General features: G+C 31.7%; 22 protein-coding genes. 13 read left to right on the forward strand and 9 right to left on the reverse strand.

Annotation, left to right across the window (positions count from 1 at the left end):
* Positions 1 to 40 precede the first annotated feature (40 nt).
* A complete protein-coding gene (locus tag ACN5J3_RS06735) occupies positions 41 to 556 on the reverse strand; it encodes a hypothetical protein (protein WP_418511218.1) in 516 nt (171 codons plus the stop codon).
* Positions 557 to 709: 153 nt separating this feature from the next.
* Here ACN5J3_RS06735 and ACN5J3_RS06740 point away from each other — a divergent pair, with 153 nt between their 5' ends.
* Entirely contained in the window at positions 710 to 3,631 is a 2,922-nt protein-coding gene (locus ACN5J3_RS06740; protein ID WP_418511219.1) for an FAD-binding and (Fe-S)-binding domain-containing protein, read from the forward strand.
* Here the strand turns inward: ACN5J3_RS06740 and ACN5J3_RS06745 are convergent.
* Entirely contained in the window at positions 3,623 to 4,480 is an 858-nt protein-coding gene (locus ACN5J3_RS06745; RefSeq protein WP_344730568.1) for a UDP-2,3-diacylglucosamine diphosphatase, read from the reverse strand. The two genes, ACN5J3_RS06740 and ACN5J3_RS06745, sit on opposite strands and share 9 nt — an antisense overlap.
* A 211-nt stretch (positions 4,481 to 4,691) precedes the next feature.
* Here ACN5J3_RS06745 and aroC point away from each other — a divergent pair, with 211 nt between their 5' ends.
* From aroC to ACN5J3_RS06775, 6 genes are all read left to right on the forward strand, one after another.
* Positions 4,692 to 5,753, forward strand: a complete 1,062-nt coding sequence (gene aroC, locus ACN5J3_RS06750) for a chorismate synthase (protein ID WP_418511220.1) — start codon at positions 4,692 to 4,694, stop codon at positions 5,751 to 5,753.
* 82 nt (positions 5,754 to 5,835) lie between these two features.
* Positions 5,836 to 7,143: a dicarboxylate/amino acid:cation symporter gene (locus ACN5J3_RS06755; RefSeq protein WP_418511221.1), complete on the forward strand. Its 1,308-nt coding sequence runs from the start codon at positions 5,836 to 5,838 to the stop codon at positions 7,141 to 7,143.
* Positions 7,144 to 7,191: 48 nt separating this feature from the next.
* Positions 7,192 to 8,229, forward strand: a complete 1,038-nt coding sequence (gene gshB, locus ACN5J3_RS06760) for a glutathione synthase (RefSeq protein WP_418511223.1) — start codon at positions 7,192 to 7,194, stop codon at positions 8,227 to 8,229.
* 20 nt (positions 8,230 to 8,249) lie between these two features.
* Positions 8,250 to 9,083: a sulfurtransferase gene (locus ACN5J3_RS06765; protein WP_418511224.1), complete on the forward strand. Its 834-nt coding sequence runs from the start codon at positions 8,250 to 8,252 to the stop codon at positions 9,081 to 9,083.
* 4 nt (positions 9,084 to 9,087) lie between these two features.
* Positions 9,088 to 9,915, forward strand: a complete 828-nt coding sequence (locus ACN5J3_RS06770; protein ID WP_418511225.1) for an N-formylglutamate amidohydrolase — start codon at positions 9,088 to 9,090, stop codon at positions 9,913 to 9,915.
* Positions 9,916 to 11,076, forward strand: a complete 1,161-nt coding sequence (locus ACN5J3_RS06775; protein WP_418511226.1) for a flavohemoglobin expression-modulating QEGLA motif protein — start codon at positions 9,916 to 9,918, stop codon at positions 11,074 to 11,076. It begins immediately after the preceding gene.
* A gap of 483 nt (positions 11,077 to 11,559) precedes the next feature.
* On the opposite strand, the gene ACN5J3_RS06780 is transcribed toward ACN5J3_RS06775, so the two are convergent.
* A complete protein-coding gene (locus tag ACN5J3_RS06780; RefSeq protein ID WP_418511227.1) occupies positions 11,560 to 11,979 on the reverse strand; it encodes a thiol-disulfide oxidoreductase DCC family protein in 420 nt (139 codons plus the stop codon).
* A gap of 95 nt (positions 11,980 to 12,074) precedes the next feature.
* Here ACN5J3_RS06780 and ACN5J3_RS06785 point away from each other — a divergent pair, with 95 nt between their 5' ends.
* The 4 genes from ACN5J3_RS06785 to ACN5J3_RS06800 all read left to right on the forward strand — a co-directional run bounded on the left by ACN5J3_RS06785 (position 12,075) and on the right by ACN5J3_RS06800 (position 15,332).
* Entirely contained in the window at positions 12,075 to 12,650 is a 576-nt protein-coding gene (locus ACN5J3_RS06785) for a Crp/Fnr family transcriptional regulator (protein WP_418509882.1), read from the forward strand.
* 78 nt (positions 12,651 to 12,728) lie between these two features.
* Positions 12,729 to 13,835, forward strand: coding sequence for an alkene reductase (locus ACN5J3_RS06790; protein ID WP_418511228.1), 1,107 nt, complete (start codon positions 12,729 to 12,731; stop codon positions 13,833 to 13,835).
* Positions 13,836 to 13,855: 20 nt separating this feature from the next.
* The gene (locus ACN5J3_RS06795; protein ID WP_417290972.1) at positions 13,856 to 14,275 is read left to right on the forward strand and encodes an OsmC family protein; all 420 of its coding nucleotides are present in this window, start codon (positions 13,856 to 13,858) and stop codon (positions 14,273 to 14,275) included.
* Between the two features lie 4 nt (positions 14,276 to 14,279).
* Positions 14,280 to 15,332, forward strand: coding sequence for an NAD(P)-dependent alcohol dehydrogenase (locus tag ACN5J3_RS06800; RefSeq protein ID WP_344730546.1), 1,053 nt, complete (start codon positions 14,280 to 14,282; stop codon positions 15,330 to 15,332).
* A gap of 57 nt (positions 15,333 to 15,389) precedes the next feature.
* Here ACN5J3_RS06800 and ACN5J3_RS06805 read toward each other — a convergent pair whose 3' ends face one another.
* A complete protein-coding gene (locus ACN5J3_RS06805; protein WP_418511229.1) occupies positions 15,390 to 17,561 on the reverse strand; it encodes an endonuclease MutS2 in 2,172 nt (723 codons plus the stop codon).
* 156 nt (positions 17,562 to 17,717) lie between these two features.
* Here ACN5J3_RS06805 and ACN5J3_RS06810 point away from each other — a divergent pair, with 156 nt between their 5' ends.
* A complete protein-coding gene (locus ACN5J3_RS06810) occupies positions 17,718 to 18,677 on the forward strand; it encodes an alpha/beta fold hydrolase (protein ID WP_418511230.1) in 960 nt (319 codons plus the stop codon).
* 307 nt (positions 18,678 to 18,984) lie between these two features.
* Here ACN5J3_RS06810 and ACN5J3_RS06815 read toward each other — a convergent pair whose 3' ends face one another.
* On the reverse strand, positions 18,985 to 20,478 hold the full coding sequence (locus tag ACN5J3_RS06815) for a YfcC family protein (RefSeq protein ID WP_418511231.1): 1,494 nt from the start codon (positions 20,476 to 20,478) through the stop codon (positions 18,985 to 18,987).
* A 63-nt stretch (positions 20,479 to 20,541) separates the two neighbouring features.
* On the opposite strand from ACN5J3_RS06815, the gene ACN5J3_RS06820 reads away from it, so the two are divergent.
* On the forward strand, positions 20,542 to 21,207 hold the full coding sequence (locus tag ACN5J3_RS06820) for a uracil-DNA glycosylase (RefSeq protein ID WP_418511232.1): 666 nt from the start codon (positions 20,542 to 20,544) through the stop codon (positions 21,205 to 21,207).
* 252 nt (positions 21,208 to 21,459) lie between these two features.
* Here the strand turns inward: ACN5J3_RS06820 and ACN5J3_RS06825 are convergent, their stop codons facing one another.
* Genes ACN5J3_RS06825 through ACN5J3_RS06840 form a run of 4 tightly spaced genes read right to left on the reverse strand, consistent with a single transcriptional unit; the run spans position 21,460 to position 24,455 of the window.
* Entirely contained in the window at positions 21,460 to 22,314 is an 855-nt protein-coding gene (locus ACN5J3_RS06825) for a substrate-binding domain-containing protein (RefSeq protein ID WP_418511233.1), read from the reverse strand.
* A 2-nt stretch (positions 22,315 to 22,316) separates the two neighbouring features.
* Positions 22,317 to 23,189 (reverse strand): nucleoside phosphorylase, encoded by an 873-nt coding sequence (locus ACN5J3_RS06830; protein ID WP_418511234.1) that lies wholly within the window; start codon positions 23,187 to 23,189, stop codon positions 22,317 to 22,319.
* The gene (locus ACN5J3_RS06835; protein WP_418509890.1) at positions 23,179 to 24,120 is read right to left on the reverse strand and encodes a DUF1835 domain-containing protein; all 942 of its coding nucleotides are present in this window, start codon (positions 24,118 to 24,120) and stop codon (positions 23,179 to 23,181) included. Before ACN5J3_RS06835 ends, ACN5J3_RS06830 begins: the two co-directional genes overlap by 11 nt.
* The gene (locus ACN5J3_RS06840) at positions 24,120 to 24,455 is read right to left on the reverse strand and encodes a translation initiation factor (protein WP_418511235.1); all 336 of its coding nucleotides are present in this window, start codon (positions 24,453 to 24,455) and stop codon (positions 24,120 to 24,122) included. The genes ACN5J3_RS06835 and ACN5J3_RS06840 overlap by 1 nt, the downstream gene beginning before the upstream one ends.
* Positions 24,456 to 24,460: the final 5 nt, after the last annotated feature.

Genomic DNA, 24,460 nt, shown 5'->3' on the forward strand with positions numbered 1-24,460 from the left:
AAAAAAAAACCACCTTATTTTAAGGTGGTTTTTTTATTAATTAAAATTTGTATCGTACTCCTAATCCGATATCAAAATCAAGATCATTATTATCTAAATCGTCATCACCAAAACCAAGTTCAGGTCTTAAGTCTAAAGATAATTGAAGAGGAAAATCAAAATTATATTCAATTCCTACATTACCAGCTGCAATAAGAAAAGCATCTTTATTTTCTTCCACAACCGTTAAAAAAGGACCATAATATCTGGTTCTGTCATGTTTTAATGCAGCAAATCCAGCACCAGCTCCTGCATACCAATTGAATCCACCTTCAATATTCCAAACCCACTGGTATAACCCAATTAATTTTATACCATCAAAGTTTTTACCATCTCGCCAGCCAAAATCTACTTCAAGGCGATTGCTATCAAAAATAGCACGTTGGTAGGATATTTCAGCGCCAAATCCATCACTATCACCTAATCGTAATCCTATGGCATTATCAGAAATGTTTTGAGCACTTGAGAATGTAACAAAACCTAAAAGCGCAGCTGCTACTAAAAAAATGTTTTTCATAAAATAATGTTTTTGTTTTTTGTTTTAATATACGGTATATCGTGATAAATAGACGTTAAAATTTCTTTAAAGGTTACCTTATAAAAATAACGCTAAACAAGTATTTATATTGAATTTCTTATTAGTTTTATGAGCAAGTCTTTATATAGAATTATGAGTATCTACAAACATTTAGCGACATTAAAAACACAACTTACTGGAGAACTGCATGTTGATGACTTAATGAAAATATTATACGCAACAGATGCTTCGGTATATCGAATTTTACCACTTGCTGTTGCTTTTCCAAAAACAGTAGATGATATAAAGAAATTAGTATTGTTTGCAAGTACTCATAATACGTCTCTAATACCAAGAACAGCAGGAACATCACTTGCAGGGCAATGTGTTGGTAGTGGTATCGTTGTAGATGTCTCTAGGTATTTTACAAAAATTTTAAGTCTTGATGAAACATTAAAAACGGTAACTGTTCAACCTGGAGTGGTAAGAGACGAGCTTAACACGTTTTTAAAACCTTTTGGTTTATTTTTTGGACCAAACACGTCAACATCAAACCGTTGTATGATTGGAGGTATGGTAGGTAATAATTCATCAGGAACAACATCTATTCAATATGGTGTAACTCGAGATAAAGTATTGCATCTAAAAACAATTTTGAGTGATGGAAGTGAGGCTATCTTCAAAAGCTTATCTAAAGATGAGTTTTTAGAAAAAGTCAATGAGAACTCTTTAGAAGGCGCTATTTATAAAACTCTTTATAATGAATTGTCTGATGCGGATACGCAACAAAATATAATATCAAACTTTCCAAAATCAGAAATTCACAGACGAAACACAGGATATGCAGTTGATGAATTAATAAAAAGCGCAGTATTTTCTAATGCATCAGAGCCTTTTAATATGTGTAAACTTCTAGCTGGAAGTGAAGGAACATTGGCTTTTACTACAGAAATAACATTGCAATTAGATGTGCTGCCGCCTAGTGAAAGTATTATGATTGCTAGTCATTTTAAGTCTATTGAAGATTGCTTAAATATGGTTGAAACCGCTATGCAATACAATTTGCATACTTGCGAAATGATGGATAAAACCATCTTAAATCTTACTAAACACAATAAAACACAACAAGAAAACAGGCAGTTTGTTGAAGGAGAACCAGAAGCAATATTAATGTGTGAAGTAAAAGGGGATTCTTTTGATGAAGTAGATAAAAAGGCTAAACAGTTATTGAAAGCTATAGAGCTAACAAAGTTAAGTTATGCTAATCCATTGCTTTATGGTGCTGATATAAACAAAGCTATAGAATTACGAAAAGCAGGATTAGGATTGCTTGGTAATATAATTGGAGATAAAAAGACTGCTGCTTGTATTGAAGATACTGCAGTAGCATTAGCTGATTTATCACAATACATAAACGAGTTTACCAACCTGATGAAACGTCACGGTCAAGAAGCTGTTTACTATGCGCATGCAGGAGCAGGCGAGTTGCACTTGAGACCAATTCTGAACCTTAAAAAGCAACAAGATGTTGTATTGTTTAGAAAAATAACCACAGATGTAGCTCATTTAGTAAAAAAATATGGTGGATCTATGAGCGGTGAACATGGAGATGGTATTGTTCGTTCTGAATTTATTCCATTAATGCTAGGTAATACTAATTATGAGTTACTAAAACGTATTAAACTAGTCTTTGATTCTAAAAGTATCTTTAATCCTGGGAAAATAGTTGAAACTTTGCCAATGGATAAAAATTTGCGATATGAAGCAGATAGAGTTGAGCCTGATATTGAAACAATTTTAGATTTTTCAGCATCTCAAGGAATTTTAAGGGAAGCCGAAAAATGTAACGGTTCTGGTGATTGCCGGAAATTACCAGAGTTTGGAGGAGCTATGTGTCCTAGCTATAGAGCCACCAAAAATGAAAAAGATACTACCAGAGCAAGAGCAAATGCTTTACGAGAGTTTTTAACAACATCAGAAAAGAAAAATAAATTTAATCACAAAGAATTAAAAGATGTTTTTGATTTGTGTTTAAGTTGTAAAGCCTGCGCTAGCGAATGTCCAAGTAGTGTAAATGTCGCGGCTTTAAAAGCTGAATTTCAATATCAATATCAAAAGGAACATGGTACCAGTTTTAGAACAAAATTATTTGCTTATAATAATGTGCTCAATCATTATGGAAGTAAGATTCCTAGGTTAACAAATTTTGTTTTTTCTAATACAATTTCTTCCAGAATACTGAAAAGTTCATTAGGTATAGCTAAAGAAAGACAGTTGCCATTAATATCAACTAAAAGTTTAAATAAAATATTTTTAAACATTGTAAATCAAAAGTTTGAAAATGAAAAAATAAAAGAACTTGTGCTTTTTATTGATGAGTTTACAAACCATTTAGACACTCAAATTGGTAAGGATGCTATCTTGTTGTTACAAGCCTTAAATTATAAGATTCGTATTGTAAAACATGAAGAGTCGGGACGAGCATTTTTATCTAAAGGGTTTTTAAAACAAGCTAAAAAACTAGCAAATAGTAATGTTTCTATTTTTAAAAATATCGTTTCAGAAAACAGCCCTTTAATAGGTATTGAACCATCAGCTATTTTAACTTTCAAAGATGAATATTTAAAACTAGCCGACGATAAAAAAGCTGCTCAAAAAATAGCTGATAACACGTTTTTAATAGAAGAGTTTTTACAAAATGAAATAGAACAAGGAAATATAACATCAAACCAATTTACAACCAATAAACGTACTATTAAATTTCATGGGCATTGTCATCAAAAAGCGCTTGCTAATCAATTATCAAGTTTTTCAGTTTTAAATCTTCCTAAAAACTATAGTGTTACTATTATACCAAGTGGTTGTTGTGGTATGGCAGGTAGTTTTGGTTATGAAAAAGAGCATTATCAAGTAAGTATGCAAGTAGGTGAGCAAACATTGTTTCCTGCTATAAGAAAAGCAAGTACAGATGTTATTATTGCAGCAAACGGAACTAGTTGCAGACATCAAATTAAGGATGGAACTCAAAGAGAGGCAAAGCATCCTATAACAATTCTAAAAGAAGCATTAATTTAACTTCTTTTTCTTCTTTTTTTCTGGTTCAACAATAGTAATTGCGGCTATTAAGTCCTTAATTTCCATTTCTTTTATGTCTTCATCAGCAAAAAAAGGCGAAAGCTTATCCTTATTGTAGTTGTAAATTTTCCAGCGTTTAAATTGATATTCTAATGCAGTGAAGTTTTCAACCCAATCGCCAGAGTTTAAGTACATGGTTTTACCAAACTTATTTTCTTTAATAAGTATTTTAGGCTGATGAATATGTCCGCAAATAACATAGTCGTAACCATTTTCAATAGCTAAATCTGATGCTACTTCTTCAAAATCACTAATGTATTTTATTGCGCCTTTTACACTGTTTTTTATTCGTTTAGATAACGAGTATTTTTCTTTGCCTAATTTTTCTAAGCACCAGTTGGTAGCTCTATTAAGTAAAATTAGCAAATCATAACCGTAGCCTCCTAATTTTGCTAGCCATTTGGCATTTTGTATAGAAACGTCAAAAACATCACCATGAAAAAACCAAGCTTTTTTACCATCAAGATCTAATACTTTTTTATCAACAATAGAAATATTGCCAATAGTCATATCGCTAAATTTACGAAGCATTTCGTCGTGATTTCCTGTGATGTATATAACTTCAACACCATCAGCAGCCATATCCATTATTTTCTTTATAACCTTTAAGTGTGGTTTAGGGAAATATCGTTTACTAAATTGCCAAATATCAACAATATCTCCATTTAAGATAAGTTTTTTGGGCTGAATACTGTTTAAATACGTGAGTAATTGTTTGGCATGACAACCGTATGTGCCTAGGTGAACATCAGATATTACGGCTATTTCTACTTTACGTTTTAAATCCAAAGGGAAAATAAGTTTACTTTTACAAATAACCTATTTATAAGTTACATAATCATTAACGCATAATTAATTAAGTATGAGTATATTGTTATGAAATTGTTATCTAGGTTTTTTGTAAATTGTTTATTTACAACCAAATTCCATTTTTGTTTCTCTAATAATACAATTACTTTAGCAAAACTATAACAAAATACAAACGGATAAAGCTTATTACATGGCAGGAAATTCCTTCGGAAAATTATTTAAACTAACCACATTTGGAGAATCTCATGGTGCTGCAATTGGTGGTGTTATTGATGGGTGTCCTCCTGGATTAGAACTGGATTTTGATGCCATTCAAAACGAACTAGATAGAAGAAAACCTGGGCAATCAGAGATTGTAACCCAACGAAAAGAACCCGATACTGTAGAGTTTTTATCAGGTATTTTTGAAGGGAAAACAACAGGAACACCTATTGGTTTTAATATTAGAAATACCAATCAAAAGTCAAAAGACTACTCACATATTAAAGATGTTTATCGTCCAAGTCATGCAGATTATACGTATGATAAAAAATATGGTATAAGAGATTACCGTGGCGGCGGTCGTAGTTCTGCTCGTGAAACAGCTTGTAGAGTTGTTGCAGGTGCTATTGCCAAGCAATTATTAGCATCAGTAAGTATCAATGCCTATACATCTTCTGTGGGAGATATATTTCTTGAAAAGCCATATCAAGCATTAGATTTTAGTAAAACTGAAAGTAATATTGTTCGTTGTCCTGATCCTGAAGTGGCTGAAAAAATGATTCAGCGTATTAAAACCATTAGGAAAGAAGGTGATACCATAGGTGGCACAATAACCTGTGTATTGCAAAATGTACCTGTGGGATTAGGTGAACCTGTTTTTGATAAGCTTCATGCCGATTTAGGAAAAGCCATGCTATCAATTAATGCCGTAAAAGGATTCGAATACGGAAGCGGATTTTGTGGTGCAAAAATGAAAGGTTCAGAACACAACGATTTATTCAATCCAGAAGGAACTACAAAAACCAACCTTTCTGGAGGTATACAAGGTGGTATAAGCAACGGAATGGATATTTATTTTAGAGTAGCCTTTAAACCTGTTGCTACAGTAATTCAAAAACAAGATGCATTAGATAGAGCCGGAAATATTGTTGAAATGCAAGGTAAAGGACGTCATGATCCTTGTGTTGTACCAAGAGCCATACCCATTGTAGAAGCTATGGCAGCATTAGTATTAGCAGATTATTACCTACTAAATAAAATGTATAATTAGAAGCTATTTCCTGCTTTCGGCTTTATCTTTTGCAAACAAAAGGATATCGCCTCAATCAGGGCTAAAAAAATAAAAACAAATTATGAAGAAACTCGCATTACATTGGCAAATTATAATAGGTATGATATTAGGAGTTGTTTTTGCACTCATTATGGCAAATTTTGAGTGGGGAAGCACCTTTGTTACCAACTGGATTAAACCCTTTGGAACCATATTTATTAATTTACTAAAGTTAATTGCAGTTCCATTAATATTAGCGTCTTTAATAAAAGGCGTATCAGATTTAAAAGATATTTCAAAACTCTCTAAAATGGGAGGAAGAACCATAGGTATTTACATACTAACCACCATTATTGCTGTATCAATAGGATTGGCGGTTGTAAATATTGTAAAACCAGGAAAATCAATTTCAGAAGAAACAAGAACCGAATTGGTAGAAAGCTATAAAGGTGACGCCGACTCTAAAATTGCAGCTGCTGAAAAACAAAAGGAATCAGGGCCATTACAAGCATTAGAAGATTTAGTGCCAAGCAATATATTTAATGCCGCAAGTGATAATGGCAATATGCTTCAAGTAATATTCTTTGCTATTTTCTTTGGTATTGGTCTTATTTTAATTCCGCAAGAAAAAGCAAAACCTGTAAAAGCCTTTTTTGATGGCTTTAACGAAGTGATTTTAAAGCTTATAGATATCATAATGCTTGCAGCGCCTTATGGTGTTTTTGCATTATTGGCAGCATTAATAGTAGAGTCTCCAAGTGCCGATTTATTCAAGGCTTTGGGTTGGTACGCTTTCTGTGTTGTACTTGGCTTAGCTTTAATGTTGGCTGTTTATACATTAATTGTTTATGCTGTAACCAAAAAAACACCAAAGTTCTTTTTAAATGGTATTTCTCCTGCCCAATTATTAGCGTTTTCTACAAGTAGTAGTGCAGCGACGCTTCCTGTGACTATGGAGCGCGTAGAAGAGCATTTAGGTGTAGAAGAAGAAGTAACAAGCTTTGTTCTTCCTATTGGAGCTACTATAAATATGGATGGTACAAGCTTATATCAAGCCGTAGCCGCAGTTTTTATTGCTCAAGCTTTTGGTATGGATTTAAGTTTTGGCGTACAATTAGGTATCATTGCTACAGCAACATTAGCATCTATTGGTAGTGCTGCTGTTCCTGGAGCAGGTATGGTAATGTTAGTTATTGTATTAGCTCAAGCAGGAATTCCTGAAGCAGGTTTAGCTTTAATTTTTGCAATAGATAGACCTTTAGATATGTGTAGAACTACAGTAAACGTTACTGGAGATGCTGCTGTTTCAATGCTTGTGGCAAAATCTGTTGGAAAATTAGGAGAGCCAAAAGCAAAAAACTGGAACGATAATTACAATAAGGATAAATAAAATTTTATATTTAAATTATAAAGTTTAACCACTAAAAAGAATCTTTTCATGAATATTTGCTTTTTAATGTATCCTTGGGATAATATCGATCCTGAAAATGACACCAGTTTAGCACTTATAAAAGAGTGTGTAAAACGTGGGCATGGAGTTGCTATGTGTACTCCAGCAAACCTAACCATTAGGAATAGTGTTACTAACGCGTTTTGTAACGTAATTAGTAGAATGGATAAAGTTCCCAGTTCATTAAAAGCATTTTATAAAAAAGTAACATTACGTGAAGAGATGTTACCACTAGCAGGCTTTGACGCGTTGTTTTTTAGAGCAAATCCACCATTAGATCCTTTAATGCTCAATTTTTTAGATTCTGTAAAAAATGATGTCTTTATCATCAATTCATTAGAAGGAATGCGAGAAGCTAATAATAAGCTTTATACAGCTGCATTTGGTGACGCACACAGTAATATTATTCCTAATACGCACGTATCAAAAAATAAAAACTATTTAGTTAAGCAAATTAAAGAGTCAAAATCTGATAAAATGATTATAAAACCATTAAATGGTTTTGGTGGTTCTGGTGTTATTCTAATAGAAAAATCAGCAATGCGCAACATTAACTCGTTGTTAGATTTTTATATAACAAACCCTGATGGTACATCAAACTACGTTATTTTACAAGATTACATAGAAGGAGCAGATGAAGGTGATGTAAGGATTTTAATGTTAAATGGCGAACCTGTAGGCGCTATGAAGCGAGTTCCAGGCACAGACGATCACCGATCTAATGTTACAGCCGGCGGAAGTGTTCAGCGACATACGTTAACAAAAGCCGAAAAAGCACTTTGCAAACAGATAGGACCTAAACTTGTTAGTGACGGACTCTATTTTGTTGGTATTGATGTAATTGGAGGTAAGCTTGTTGAAGTTAATGTAATGTCTCCTGGAGGTATTACCTATATCAATAAAGTATATAAGCCAAAAACCAAAATCGAAGTAAAAGTTATTGACTTTATTGAAAGTAAAGTTTTAGATAAACTTCAAGCTTTTGATAGACGTGCTAGACTTCGTAAAACAGTAGCTGACGCTTAACCAAACAAACTTCTTTTTTTATGGAAATTCAAGTGCCAAGCTCTATAGTTTCTGTAGTATGGCTTCAAGAGCATCTTGAGGCTAGTAATCTCATTATTCTAAATGCGACTATTCAAAAAGCAGTTAGTAACAATGATTTTGACACCACATCAACCCAAATACCACATGCTAGGTTTTTTGACTTAAAGCATAAATTCAGTGATGCTTTTGGAGAATTTCCTAATACATTTCCTTCTGAAAAACAATTTACAACAGAAGCTCAAAAATTAGGAATTAATAAAGATAGTTGTCTTGTTATTTATGATGAAAAAGGTATTTATTCTAGTGCACGAGTTTGGTGGATGTTTAAGGCTTTTGGTCATAAAAATGTGGCAGTTCTAGACGGTGGATTTCCCGCTTGGAAGTATGCAGGTTTTAAAGTTGAACCTAAAAAAGCTACAGAAAAAATAGTTTTGGGTAATTTCAAAGCATGCTATAATCCAAAATACATGAGGTTTTTTGATGATATAGTTGAAACAGTCAAAAGTAAATCTCATGTTATTATAGATGCTAGATCTGAAAGTAGATTTAAAGGACAAGAGCCAGAACCACGACAAGGACTTCGTAGTGGTAATATTCCTGATTCTATAAATTTACCTTATACAAGTTTACTAGCAAACGGATGTTTAAAAACATCTACAGAGTTGAAAGCCATTTTTACAGATATAGTTAGTGCTGATAATGCGATTATTTTTAGTTGTGGCTCTGGAATTACAGCATGTATTTTAGCGTTAGGAGCTGAAATTTCAGGATATGAAAACATATCTGTATATGATGGGTCATGGACTGAATGGGGTAGCTTAATTAATGAATAAACCAATGCAAAAACTTTCTCTTAAAGAAATTTTAGAACATATTGAAAATGAAAAAACATTTCACGCAGTAGCTGATGATTATTCATTTACATTAAAAATTGATGAGTATGTACCTTATGCTTGTGCCGCAATACACAATGGTCATCAATTTAGAAAAGAACTTTGGAACAATTGTATTCATTCAGAATACGAACGCTGGTATGAAGAAGATCCAGAGACAAAAAATATGGTACAATCTCATCCTATAGTGTTAGCAGGTTGTGACTCTAGGTTTGAGTATGACCTTAATAGAAATCCTGAAGAGGCTGTATTTGAAACTGCTTGGGGAAAACAATTATGGCATCAGCCATTACCAGTCGCTATGAAATCTAAAAGCTTAAAAAAACATGAGAATTTTTATAAAGTTGTTCACGCGTTAATAAGTAAACTAGAAGAAAAGTTTGGTGTTTGTGTAGTTTATGATATGCATAGTTATAACTGGCAGCGCTGGGACAGAGAGGTTCCTACGTGGAATTTAGGTACAAGTAATATAGATAATGAACGTTTTGGAGATTGTATTGAAGCTTGGAGAAAATATCTTTCAAATATTAAAATACCACATAATATCAAGCAAACTTCAAAAATTAATGATACATTTCAAGGTAACGGATATTTTCTAAAATTTATTACCAAATCATTTAAAAACACATTAGTTTTGGCAACTGAAATAGCTAAAGTTTATTGTGATGAATATAATCAAATTATTTATCCAGAAGTAGTGTCAGCAGTTGAAACACAGCTTAAAGTATACTTGCCTAAACATGCTATAGAATTTTACAATACATTCAAGTAAATGATTTCAGAAAAACTAATTGCGACTCATCAAGATTTATTTGATATTGATGCTAACCTAAATAGGTTGGTTAAAAAGATAGAATTGCTTAATTATATCAATCCGTTGAACATTGAAATGGAAAAAAAGCAATTTTTCGCTTCAAAATATAACTACGATCCTAATTTTAAATACCCAAAAATAAAGTTCAATGGGTATAAACTACATCGGTTATTTTATTCTCAAAGGTTAGAGCGCATTGAGGATGATGATATTAGACAATTATATGAAGATATAATTTATGAATACTCCGGGCTTATTGAGTGTATTGAAACCATAAATCAGGGTAGAAAATTTTATTATAATAGCTTAAAAAGCTTTGGAACACCAACTGAAAAAGACATTGAAAATGCTAAATTTATTTTACGTTTTGATGATGGTGATTTTGATGAAGATTTACTTCCAATGTACAATGCAGAAGATGCTAAAGCGTATTTTCATGATTTTTCTAAACGTTACGATTTTAATTATAAAATAAAACTCTCAACAAATATATCAGCTGCTGCAATGGTTTTAAATAATGTGCAGACATTGGTATTGAGAAAGAATCATAAGTTTAGTAAAAATCAACTTAAAGTATTAGCAAATCATGAAATAGGTGTGCATCTTGTGACTACATTCAACAGTCTAAATCAGCCATTAAAAATATTTTCAAACGGATTACCAAACAATGTAGAAACTCAAGAAGGTTTAGCTGTTTTTTCAGAATATAAATCAGGTTGCTTAACAATAACAAGACTAAAAGAGTTGTCTTACAGGGTTATTGCTGTTGATAGCCTAATTAAAGGTTACACTTTTCCGGATACGTTTGATTTACTACATAATCAATACAAGCTTAATAAAAACAAAGCATTTTCTATAACACAGCGCGTACATCGTGGTGGTGGTTTTACAAAAGACCATCTTTACCTATCAGGCTTAATTAAAGTATACAATCACGCAAAAGCAGATAAAGATTTAGATGTGTTACTAACAGGAAAAGTGTCTTTAGAATATATGGATACTATTTACAAGCTTCAAAAGTTAGGTTTAGCCAATACATCAAAATATTTTACTGATGCTTATTTAAGCAATGAGGAAGCAAATAAAAATCTAGACTTCATTTTAAATAGCCTAAAATAAAAGCCATAATACAGTTTTATGTCTAATAGTATAAGATACTAGAACTTATTATAAGGGTAGACATACAAATAATAAGAATTGGTTATTCCATGCTAACAGAAGCATGGCCCAAGTAACATTCCTGTATTAGGGCTTTACTGTTGATTAAAATTAGCTTGTTATCAGCGCTTTAGCAATATATATTGAGTGTGAGATGTTATTTTTTGAGTAAACAGGGTTGATTGTTGAGCGAATTGAAAAACAATAAAAGCTTGCTAATCAAAAAGTCATGCGTTTTATAGAAGATTTTTGCTCTAAAACTTTTTTAAACAAATAATTCAGCAACTTATCGAGTTTATAAGTCAACAAAAAATAGCTTTTATAGATTTGACTAACAAAATAAATGTGCTACTAATTTGGTTTAGTTATTAAATTAGATTTTGTTAATTTTTAGGTTAGTTATTAGTTAAAAAAGGTCTTAATATATTTAAGACCTTTTTTATTTTAATCTATAAATTTATTTTTTAATTCAGGAGAAGGAATCATACAAGCTTCTTTTTTTCCATACCATTTGTATCTGTTTTTAGCAATAAAATCGTACACCCAATTACGAATAAATGCAGGGACTAATAGAAAAACAACCATTAAGTTTAAAGGAAAACCAAGCTTTGCAGCAATCTTTAAAGCTGCAGTAGATTTATAGCTTATTCCTTTTTCAGGATGATATAAAATAATAGAATCTATTTTAGTAGTGTCAATGTCAAAATGAGAAATAATGTGTTTTCCAAAATCACTTTGTAACGCAGTAAACATAAATAAGTTTTTACTGTCACGCTTTATGATGTATTGAATAGAAGTGTTGCAAAGGTTGCAAACACCATCAAACAATACCAATTGTTTGTTTTTTGGAAACTTTTCTAACATGGTACAAAAATACAAGATTGTTGCGAGATATTAACTTGAATGAAACGCATATTCTCATTTGAAGTCATCTATTATTTTAGCATCTTTGTATTTATATGTATGAATCTATTATATCTCACGTAAAAAATTACGTTGAAGCCTCAAACGCTGATATACAAGCGCTGACAGACAAACTAAATGAGGTGTGCGTATCTAAACACACATATTTATTGCAGCCAGGCACACATGTAATGCATGAGTATTTTGTAATAAAAGGATGTTTAATAGCGTATTATTTAGATAGTAAAGGGCATAAGCATACTGTTCAGTTTGCAATAGAAAATTGGTGGGTTGGTGATTTTGACGCCTTTTTTAATCATAAACCATCAAACTTATTTATAGAAACCATAGAGTCTTCAAAATTGTTTTCTATTACTTATGATGATTTAAATAAACTATTTCAAGAAGCTCCCATATACGAAAGGTATTTTAGGCTCTTAACAACCAATGCCTTCATAGCGCAGCGCAAACGTATTTTGTCAGCCTTACAAAATGATACAAAAACCAGATATTTAGAATTTTGTAATGCCTACCCAAATATAGAAGATAGAGTGCCTAATTATCATATAGCTAATTACCTTGGTGTTTCGGCTGAAAGTTTAAGTAGAATTAGAAGAAAATTGAAAGGTTAATTATTTCTTAATTGACATAGGTCAATTTTATTAGTTAAAAGCGTTGTTATATTTGAATTACTATAAAATATAATAACAATGAAAAAACAACCTTTATTAACAACATATAATACTCCAAATTTAAATTTAAACAATAGAGTAGTTATGGCTCCAATGACTCGAAGCAGAGCCAACAATGACGGCAACATACCAACAGATGATTTGCATGGCTTGTATTATGAACAACGCGCAACAGCAGGTTTAATAATTTCTGAAGGCTCACAAGTATCTACAGAAGCTGTAGGTTATGTAAATACGCCTGGTATTTATTCTCAAGAGCAAATTGAAGGATGGAAAAAAGTAACTCAGCGTGTACACGATAAAAATGGAAAAATATTTATACAGTTATGGCATGTTGGTCGTATGTCACATCCTGATTTTCATAATGGAGAATTACCGTTAGCTCCTTCAGCATTAAATCCTAATTCACAGGCGTATACACCTAATGGTTTTAAAGATACGGTAACACCAAAAGCTATGACTCAAACTAATATAGATAAAACTATAGCAGATTTTGTGCAAGCTTCAAAAAATGCTTTAGAGGCAGGATTTGATGGTATTGAAATACACTCATCAAACGGATATTTGTTTCATCAATTTTTTAATGCAACATCAAACGTTCGTACAGATAAATACGGTGGGAGCATAGAAAATAGAGCGCGATTTTTCTTTGAAGTGTTAGATGCCGTAAAACAAGTTATTCCTGAAGCAAAAATAGGTGTAAGGTTTAATCCTTCATTACATAATATTTTTGGAATGACTATAGATGAAGAAACTATACCAACATTTGAGTATATTATCAAAAAACTAAATAACTATAATCTAGCTTATGTTCACTTATCAGAACCGTTTAATGACGTTTCAGAAGTTCCTTTTGCAGTAACAGAAATAGCAAAGCATTTTAGACCATTGTACAACGGAACGCTTATTATAAATGCTAACTTTACTCAAGAAACAGGAAATAAAGTGATTGAAAATGGTGAAGCAGATTTGGTTGCTTATGGTAAACCATTTATCTCAAACCCTGATTTGGTTGAACGTTTTGAAAACAATTTAGATTTATCAGAATGGGATAGTGATACGTTTTATACAACAGGAGAAAAAGGCTATACAGATTATCCAAAAGCAACAAAAGAACACGCTTAATAAACTAATAACTCATAATTATGAAATTTACAAGAAAAGCTCAAGCTCAATGGAAAGGAAGTGGAAAAGAAGGAACAGGACATTTAAGTACAGCAAGTAATGTATTAAAAGAGACACCTTATTCATTTCATACTAGATTTGAGGATAAACAAGGAACAAACCCAGAAGAACTTATTGGGGCAGCACATGCAGGCTGTTTTGCAATGCAATTGAGTTTTCTTCTTAATGAAGATGGATTTACTGCAAATTCTTTAAATGTTAATGCAGATGTAACATTTGAAGATGGCAGCATTACGCAAATTGTATTAGATTTAGAAGGCGATGTGCCAAACATTGATTGTGAAAAATTTCAACAAATAGCTCGCAAAGCGAAAGAAGTTTGTCCAATCTCTAAACTTTTAAACACCAATATTCAATTAAAAATTAGCTTAAACAATTAAAAATATGACAACAGTAAAAGCATACGGAACAACATCTCCAACAGATGACTTAAAACCACTTGATATTACACGTCGTAATGTTGGTCTAGAAGATGTAAAAATAGATATAACATACTGCGGTGTATGTCACAGTGACATACATACAGCAAGAAATGATTGGAAAGGATCAACATATCCTGTAGTGCCTGGTCATGAAATTATTGGTCGTGTGACTGAAATAGGGGACAATGTTACCAATTTTAAAGTAGGAGATTTAGTAGGTGTAGGATGTATGGTAGATTCTTGTCATACATGTGCTTCTTGTCAAGCAGATTTAGAACAGTTTTGTGAAAACGGAGCTACTTTTACTTATAATAGTCCGGATAAACATATAGAAAATCAACAAACTTACGGTGGTTATTCAACAACCGTTGTAGTTGACAAACAATTCGTATTACGAGTTCCTGAAAATATTGACGCAGCTGCCGCAGCACCATTATTATGTGCGGGTATTACAACGTGGTCACCATTACGTCATTGGAATGTAAAAAAAGGTGATAAAGTTGGTGTTATAGGTCTTGGAGGATTAGGGCATATGGGAGTAAAATTTGCTCACGCTCTTGGAGCTCATGTAGTCATGATAACAACATCTCCAGAAAAAGGAAAAGATGCAAAAGCACTTGGGGCAGATGAAATACTGATTTCAAAAGATGCTTCAGATATGCAAAAGCATAAAGGTTCTTTTGACTTTATATTAAACACAATACCTGTTGGTCATGAGATGGATCCGTATTTAGCTTTGCTGAAAATAGATGCTACTATGGTACTTGTTGGTGCTATAGAACCTATGAAACCATTTCATGGTGGAGGATTGGTTATGGGACGTAAACGTGTTGCTGGTTCTTTAATAGGAGGTATTAAAGAAACTCAAGAAATGTTAGATTTCTGTGGAGAACACAACATTGTTTCAGATATAGAACTTATTAATATGCAGGATATTAATAAAGCTTATGAGCGTGTTACAAGTTCTGATGTAAAATATCGCTTTGTAATTGATATGGCATCTTTAAAGAATTAATTTTTTAAATCCCTACAATAATTGTTTTAAAGTCAGTTTATATAAAATAAACTGACTTTACTTTTTTATGGCCTCAACTAGTTCTAGCTGATTTAAATCAACATTTGTAGTAAACATGCCATAGTTTACTACAGCTTTGTTTTTTTCAATTTTATCAATGCTACCAACGGCACGACCATCTTCTAGTCTAACGCGGTCACCAACTTTTAATATAGGTTTAGGTTTTGGTGGTTGTTTTGCAGCTTCAGCTTTGGCTGCTTTTTTCTCTTTTCTTATAACAGCGACTTTTTTCTCGGCTTCTTGTTTTACTTTGTTTTCCTTGGCTTTGACTACTTTTTTCTGTTTAGTTGTTAGCTTTTTTCGTTTAGAGTTTTCTATTTGAACAAGTTTAAATAACTCATCCATTAGTTCACGTTTGCGTTTATTGTTAAAGTATTTTTCAGAAAGATCATTTACCTTTTGGCCAATGTAAATTAAACGCTGATTGCTATCATAAAGCTCTTGGTAGTCTTCTAGTTTTTTTTGAATTTTAGTGTTTATTTCTTCTAACTTATCTGCTTCTGTTTGTTTTTTTCGTTCGTTAACTTTAAGAGACTGTTCCGTTTTTTCAAGTTTTGAACGTTCTTTTTGAAGTTTAGCAATAGTTCTATCAAAACGTATTTTGCTTCGTTCTATTTTCTTTTTTGCTCTATTTATTAAACTGTATGGAATACCATTTTTTTGTGCAACTTCAAAAGTAAATGAACTTCCTGCTTGTCCTAGTGCAAGTTTGAATAATGGCTCTAATGTTTTTTCATCAAACATCATATTAGCATTAATCATATGCGGTAATTCGTTGGCTAATATTTTAAGGTTAGAGTAGTGGGTTGTTATAATTCCAAAAGCCTCACGATGATAAAACTCTTCTAAAAATGTTTCTGCCAATGCACCTCCTAATTCAGGATCACTACCAGTACCAAACTCATCAATTAAAAATAGTGTGTTTTTATTACACTTTTTTAAGAAATAATTCATCTGTTTAAGACGATAGCTATATGTACTTAAGTGATTTTCAATAGATTGGTTGTCGCCTATATCAGAAATTATTCTGTCAAATAAATACATTTTACTGCGTTCATGAACAGGAACAAGTAAGCCTGATTGTAGCATAACTTGAAGTAAACCAACCGTTTTAAGTGTAATACTTTTACCTCCTGCATTTGGGCCCGAGATAACAATTATACGATTATCTTGCTCTAGCTCTATGGTTTGAGGAAATGTTTTGGTTTTGGTTTTTTGATTATTTAAATAGAGTAAAGGGTGGTAAGCATCGCGTAAAAACATAAAGCGCTCTTCAGTAATTTCTGGTAAAATAGCATTTAGTGATTGTGCGTATTTAGCTTTAGCCGCAATGACGTCCATTTGTGTTAAGAAGTCTTGATATTGCTCTAATAAAGGCAAAAATGGTCTTATAAAATCTGTAAGTGTTTTTAAGATTCTTATAACTTCTTCTTTCTCTTCGTACTCTAAATTATTAAGTTCTCTGGTATGTTGTAGGGTTGTTTCTGGCTCTATGTAAACAATGCTACCTGTTTTACTGCCGCCCATAATAGCGCCTTTTACTTTTCGTCTGTACATGGCTTTTACAGCAAGCACACGTTTGTTATCTACTACAGATTCTCTAATGTCATCTAGATAATCTAAACTAGAATAGGTGTTTAAAGCGCTAGCAAAACTTTGATTTATTCTACTTTTAAGTTTATTTATTTGTTGTCGTAATTCATAAAGTAAGGTAGATGCGTTGTCTTTTATATCTCCAAAACGATCTATAATAGCGTTTATGGCTTCAATGATTTCTTTAGTCACTTCAATTTCAGAAGCATAATCAAACAGACTTGGGTAATACTCCTTAAATTTTTTAAGAAATATTATAATGTCATTTGATGTGATTGATAATGAAGCGATTTTTTTTAAACTATGAACTTCGAGATATGTATTCTCAATTTTTAAAAGTTTTAATTCTTTAGAAATGGTATCAAATCCATGGTTGGGAATACGGTTGTCATTGTAAAATGACGCTAAATATTCATTGGTAAAAGCTAATGAGTTAACGACATCTTCCTTTTTTTTAAAGGGAGTGATTTTCAAAGCTTGTTCATGACCTAAAGAAGTAATACAATGTTCTCCTACTTGTTCTAAAACTGTAGAGAATTCTAAATCTTGAAGTGTTTTTTCGTGAATGTGTATCATAAAAGAGTGTCCTAAAAAGCAGGACGTATCTTGAGCTTTTCTTAATAAAAGTCAAATTTACGTATTAACTTTTAATCCGCATATATTTATGAAAGTCTTCACAAATAATTACATTTTAAAATAGTAGTTTTGAGTTATATAAATTTACCCTACTACATGACAATTTTTAGATATGTGATTATACTATTTATGCTGTTATTACTTTGTAATTGTAGCAATATTCCAGAAGCATACTATACAGAACCTGAATATATAAAAAACCCATCACCAAAGAATGCAGCTTATTTTAAGGCATATGATGACGCATTAAGCTTATGGGATACAGATGTTGATGAAATTTATGTTCCTACAACTTATGGAACAGCTCATGTAATAGTTAGTGGACCTAGCGGAGGCGAACCTGCTGTATTATTACATGGTATGGATGCTAGCTCTACTAGTTGGTATCCTAATGTAAATGCGATTTCAGAAGATTATAGAATTTATGCAATTGATTTACTCATTGAACCTGGAAAATCTAAAATGACCAATGAACCAGAGTCTATTGATGATTTAATTAATTGGTATCATGAAATTTTTGAGAAACTGAAACTTAAAGAAGTTTATTTAATAGGTGCTTCTCGTGGAGGTTGGATTGCTACAAATATTGCCTTAAAGAAAAAAATTAAAGTTAAGAAAATGGCATTGTTAAGTCCTGCGCAAACTTTTATGTGGATACCGCCTAGTCAAGATTTAATTAAAAATATTGTTTATGCTTTATCTTCAGATGAAAAACGTATGCATCAAGTTTTAAATACGATGTCTAAAAACGTTGATAATATAGATGAAAAGTATTTAAAGCAATATTATCTAGGCACTCAAGTGGATGAAAATAACAAGTTTGTAGCAAGCATGATGCCTTATTCTAAAAAAGAGTTATCTGCATTAGATATGCCTGTATTAGTTTTAGTAGGTGATGATGATATGATAAATAACCCTAAAAGTATAGATATAGCAAAAGAGTCTATAAAAGATGCTGAAGGAGAAGTTATCTCACAAGCCGGACATTTTCTTTCTATAGATCAAGCAGAAATTGTTAATCAAATGATAATTGAATTCTTAAATAAGAATAATTAATTAAAGTTAGTTGTAACCTCTTTTTGCCTGATGATAATAGGAGGTACGTTAGTTCTATTTTTTTTGTTTATTGTGTTAGAACTAAAAAATAGTAAAAGGAAATTAATGACAATTAAGCTGATAAGTATAAGTGTAATAGTTAAAATCATTGGGACGATTTTTTATAATAATATAAGGCAAATATATACATTAATTTTAAAAATGAAAGTATAAATATGATTTTTTACATTTTCAACATATTGATATACAAATATTTAATATTTGGTAACAATAAGGTAAGATTATTGTTATATTGATTTGTTTGTAACTAAAACACTGATAGTGTTGTCATGAAAACGGTAAATAAAATTAAAATAATAACTAAAGGAATAACAAACTTTAACCATTTATCATAACCTACTTTTACTACAGCTAGTGATGCTAAAATTAATCCAGTAGGGTTTATGAAAGCAAATAAACCCATTCCGTATTGATAGCAATTTACAATGATTTCTCTGCCAATTCCAACAGTATCTGCTAGAGGTGACATAATAGGCATTGTAAGCACTGCCATACCAGAAGAGCTTGGTATAAAGAAAGAAAGTCCACCATAAATAAATAGCAAAGCATTAGCAAAAACACCTTTATTCATTCCGTCAGTAATTGTGCTTGCATAGTATAACATCGTGTCGCTAATTAGTCCATCATTCATAAGCACAGAAACACCTCTCGCTATACCAATGATTAATGCAACACCAAGTAAATCACTAGCACCTTTTACAAAGGTTTCTACAAATACTGTTTCTTTAATTTTTCCTATAAAACCTATCAATATAGCTCCAACAAGAAAAACAGTTGTCATTTCAAGAAACCACCATTCTAGCTGTGATACACCATAAATCATTACAATAAAACATAAAGAAAAGATTATAAGTATAATTCGTAATCTAGTTGTTAGTTTTAATGTTTTTGCAGAAACAGATGTAGCAAACATAGCTTCAATTTGTTCCTTTTGGTCATAGATAATAGACTTTGTGGGATCCTTTTTTACTCGACTTGCATATCTTAAAATATAAATAATACAAATAGTAATACCTAGAGCAAGCATAATTATACGACCAGTTAATCCAGTTGTCCATGTAATACCAGCTGCGTCAGAGGCAATAATTGTACTAAAAGGGTTTACTGTAGAGCACATAGTACCTATTGAAGAACCTATATAAATGGCTGCTAGTGGTACCATTGCATCATATTTAGCTGCTAAAAACATAGGAATTAAAATAGGGTAGAAGGCTATGGTTTCTTCGGCAAGACCAAAAGTTGTACCGCCTAACGCTACTAAAGTTGTTACTAGAATAATCAATATATATTCATAGCCCTCTAGGGTTTTGGCTAACCACGTTATGCCAGCATCAAAAGCTCCTGTAATATTCATGATACCTATGAGTCCGCCTATAATCAAAACAAGAAAAATAATATCAGCGGCTTCAATAACACCTTTTATAGGTGATTTAAAAAAATCAATAATATTTTGAGGTTGAGCATTTACGTTTTTATATGTGTTAGGAATAGAAATTGGTTTCCAGATATCACCATTTGTAAATTTTTCAAGAGGTATGGTTATAGATAGATCATCTAATGTTTTTTGAGTTGCAGGTAAGGTTACTGTGCCATCTTGCTTTGTACGAGTAAAATTATTACTCTCATTATTATAAACCAATGAGTCGTATTTGCCAGCAGGAACAACCCACGTTAAGAGTGCAACAAAAGCTGCTATGATAAGAAGAATTGTTTGGGCTGTTGGGAATTTAATTTTTTTCAAGTGCTAAATTTTAATAAGAATAAAGATACTACTATTTTCGCTTCAATAATAAATATGATTCGTATGAACGTTGCTATTGATGAAAGCTGGAAACCTTATTTACAAAAAGAATTTAATAAGCCTTATTTTGAAGATTTGGTTTCTTTTGTGAAATCTGAATATAAACACCATGAATGTTTTCCTCCAGGTGATGAAATATTTAATGCATTTGCACACTGTTCCTTTCAGGATACAAAAGTAGTAATTATTGGGCAAGACCCTTATCATGGTGTTGGTCAAGCTCACGGACTATGTTTTTCTGTTAATGATGGGATAGCTCATCCGCCATCACTTGTGAATATTTTTAAAGAGATTGAGCAAGATTTAAAGATTCCTTACCCTAAAAGCGGTAATTTAACAAGATGGGCTAATCAAGGAGTATTACTGCTTAATGCAACTTTAACTGTTCGTGCACATGAAGCGGGAAGTCATCAGCGTAAAGGTTGGGAACAATTTACAGATGAAGTAATAAAAATAATTAGTAATGAAAAAAAGGATGTGATTTTTTTACTTTGGGGTGGATTTGCAAAAAAGAAGATTAAGCTAATTAATACTGAAAAACATCATGTTTTAAATTCAGGGCATCCATCACCATTAAGTGCTAATAGAGGATTTTGGTTTGGAAATAAGCATTTTAGTAAAACTAACTTCCTGTTGGAGCAAGCTGGGAAGAAGCCGCTTGTTTGGTAGGTTTGTGTACAATTTTTAAATATTGATCATCAACTTTTTTGGTGGGTTTTTTCGTTTTATTACAGCTAAATACAAGAAGAAAAAAATTTAATGCAACAAGAGTTGCTAAAGTGATAGTGATAGTTAATAGCATAAATAATAAATTTTAAATTATTATTACTTTATCAAATATAACGTTTTTATGTCTTAAAACTGAATTTTTTATAATAAATATCCTTTTTAGGTAAGAAAAGTTGAATTTAATACAATAACTTACAGCTTGACAACTAAATCGTTATAAGCGATTTTTTCTGATATTATATTAAGCGCAAATAATTGTTCTTGAACATTATTTATAGTTTTTTCATCGATCACCTCTTGAGACCATTCAGTTAACGAAAGCCATTCTTTAACATCATCAATTTTTAAATTATAACGTTTTGCGATATCTACGTCTATATCTGGTATTTCTTTAAATCTAGATGTAGTACTATTAATAATATTCAAAATTGTTTTAACAGCCTCTTTGTTTTCTTCTAAAAACTCATCTCTAACAGCTATTACAAAACATGGCCAAGGAGTTGGGCAATTACCTATACGTCTAAAAATACCATCATCAACGATGGGCTTTGTCATGAATTTCTCCCACATAAAATAATCAGCTTCATTATTGGTTAATGCTTCAACAGCGCCATCAATATTTTTTACTACTTTAAAGTTTAAATCAGTATCTAAATTCCAGCCGTTATTTTGTGCATTGATGTAAGCCATAAGGTGAGAACCAGATCCGTAACGACTTATTGCAGCGTTACTTCCTTGTAAGCTTTCAATAGTTTGATATTGAGAAGTATTTGCTACATGAATTCCCCAAATTAAAGGTGTTTGAACAAATGTTTGAATTATACTACTAGGGTTTCCATCTACAATATCTTTTACAATTCCTTCGGTGAGTATTACGGCTAAATCAATATCTTTATTACGTAACGCTTTACACATATCTCCTGTACCACCAAAGTAGTCGTTCCAGCGAAGGTTTATGCCTTCTTTTTTATACTCACCATTTTTTAGGGTTAAATACCAAGCTAAATTAAAGTGTTCAGGAACTCCGCCTATTTTTATTGTCTTCATGGTTATTCTTCTATCAGTTTGTTAAGCGTGTAAGTAATTAAATTGTTTACAGTGGCTTTGGGATCGTTACTAAATTCTCCAGTCGCTCTATTAGCTATTATGGCATTCATAGACAGTGCTTTGTGACCTAGTAAGCGTGACAATCCATATATTCCAGCGGTTTCCATTTCTAAATTAGTTATAGAAATACCGTTATAATTAAAATTAGCAAGTTTATCATTCATAGCGTCATCTTGTATAGCTAATCTTAAAATACGACCTTGAGGTCCATAAAAGCCAACATTTGTAGCTGTAAAACCAGTAACAGTTTTGCTTGAGCTAAATTGTTTTAAAAGATGTTCATTACACGTTACAATATAAGGTTTAGATTTTGAAGCAAACCAGTTAGTTTGCTCTATCAAAGCGTTAGCTATTTCATTGTGTTGTACATGCTCGCTATCATAAAAATGCAGTAAGCTATCAAAACCAGCAGCATATTCACTAATCAAAAAAGCATCAACAGGAATACTTTCCTGAATAGAGCCAGAAGTTCCTATTCGAATAATATTTAGACTTTTTAAAGTGTCTTTTACTTCGCGTGTTTCAAAATTTATATTAGCCAACGCATCTAGTTCGTTGAAAACGATATCAATATTATCAGTGCCTATACCAGTTGATATTACTGTAATTCGTTTTCCTTTATAAATTCCTGTTTGTGTATGAAATTCACGCTTTTGAGTTTGAAATTCTATACTATCAAAGTGTTGTGTAACACTAGAAACTCTATCTGGATCACCAACAGTAATAACTGTGTCTGCTAAATGTTCTGGTCTTAAATTAAGATGATAAATACTTCCATCAGGATTTAAAATTAGTTCTGAATCTTTAATTGGCATTTATCTGTGTTTTTATAAGTTTGTTTTCTTTTTTACTGTATTGAAAATCTAATCTATTTACGCCTCCAAAAGGTAGGTTGTTGTCAATTTCAGCAGCAAAATTATGTTTTTTATAAAGGGCTTCGTGGCCTTTTCTATTCAAACTTAATTGTTCGTCAGCTTCTGAAAAGAAAATAGATAGCTTATCAATAAGTCTATTTATTTGTGTGTCTCCAAACCCGTAATATCCTTGATAGTTTAAGATATAGCCTAATAAGTGATGTTTAGATCTTATAGGGTTGTCTTTTACTATTGATAAAATGTTTTCTTCTAAAACACTTAAGCCATTATCTAAATTTGGAAACCTAGTAATATGGGCTTTAAGACAGTTACTTAAATACTGAAAAGAGGATTTTTTTGTAATATAGGGTTTTAATAAATTATGATCTTTACCACAATAGGTATCCCAAAGAGTTGTTGCTAGTTCAATATCATCATTATTAAGCAATACTTTATTTTTATAATGATAGAGTAGTTGCCCTGTGGTAAGTTCACTTAAACCTTTTAGGTTTTTTTCGCCTTCAATTCTACCACTACAAACTAAATAAATAGGAACTTGACATTTTTTCTGCTTTAGTAAGCTTATGACAGCAATCATATTTATATGGCAAAACAAATCATATTCAAACCAAAGAACAACTTCTTTATAATTATTGATATTATTAAGAATGTTAATTTCTTCATTGAATTCTTGAACGTTCATCTCTATATCATAAAACGTGCTTAAAAAAGCTTTACGTTTTAAAATAAATTCTTCAGAATCTATATTTGAAATAGTAGGTCCTTCACAAAGCATTTCTTGCCATGTTAAAATTTCTCCTACAATATTAATTTCATTTAAATAATCTGTTAGACTATTTCCGTTTGTAATGTGTAAAGTTTGTAAACTCATTATCCGCCTACACGTTTTACTTGAAATCCTTTTTCTTTAAGGATTGCCATAATTTTATCTCTATAATCTCCTTGGATAATGATTTTATCATCTTTAAAACTACCACCAACGCTTAAACTTTTTTTTAGGCCTTTGGCTAATTTTTTAAAGTCCTCGGTAGCGCCTGTGTAACCTTCTAAAATAGTAATAGGCTTACCTTTTCGCTTTTCGTATTTACAAATAATAGGATCATCTTGCAACCATAGGTCTTCTTCTGAATTTGATTCAGTATCTAATGATGGTTCTTCTGTTTTATGATCTGGAAATAAGTTTTTTAACTGGTCTTGTAAATCCATAATTG

Origin of the sequence: Corallibacter sp. (assembly GCF_048381695.1) — a bacterium.
GTDB classification, from domain to species: domain Bacteria; phylum Bacteroidota; class Bacteroidia; order Flavobacteriales; family Flavobacteriaceae; genus Corallibacter; species Corallibacter vietnamensis.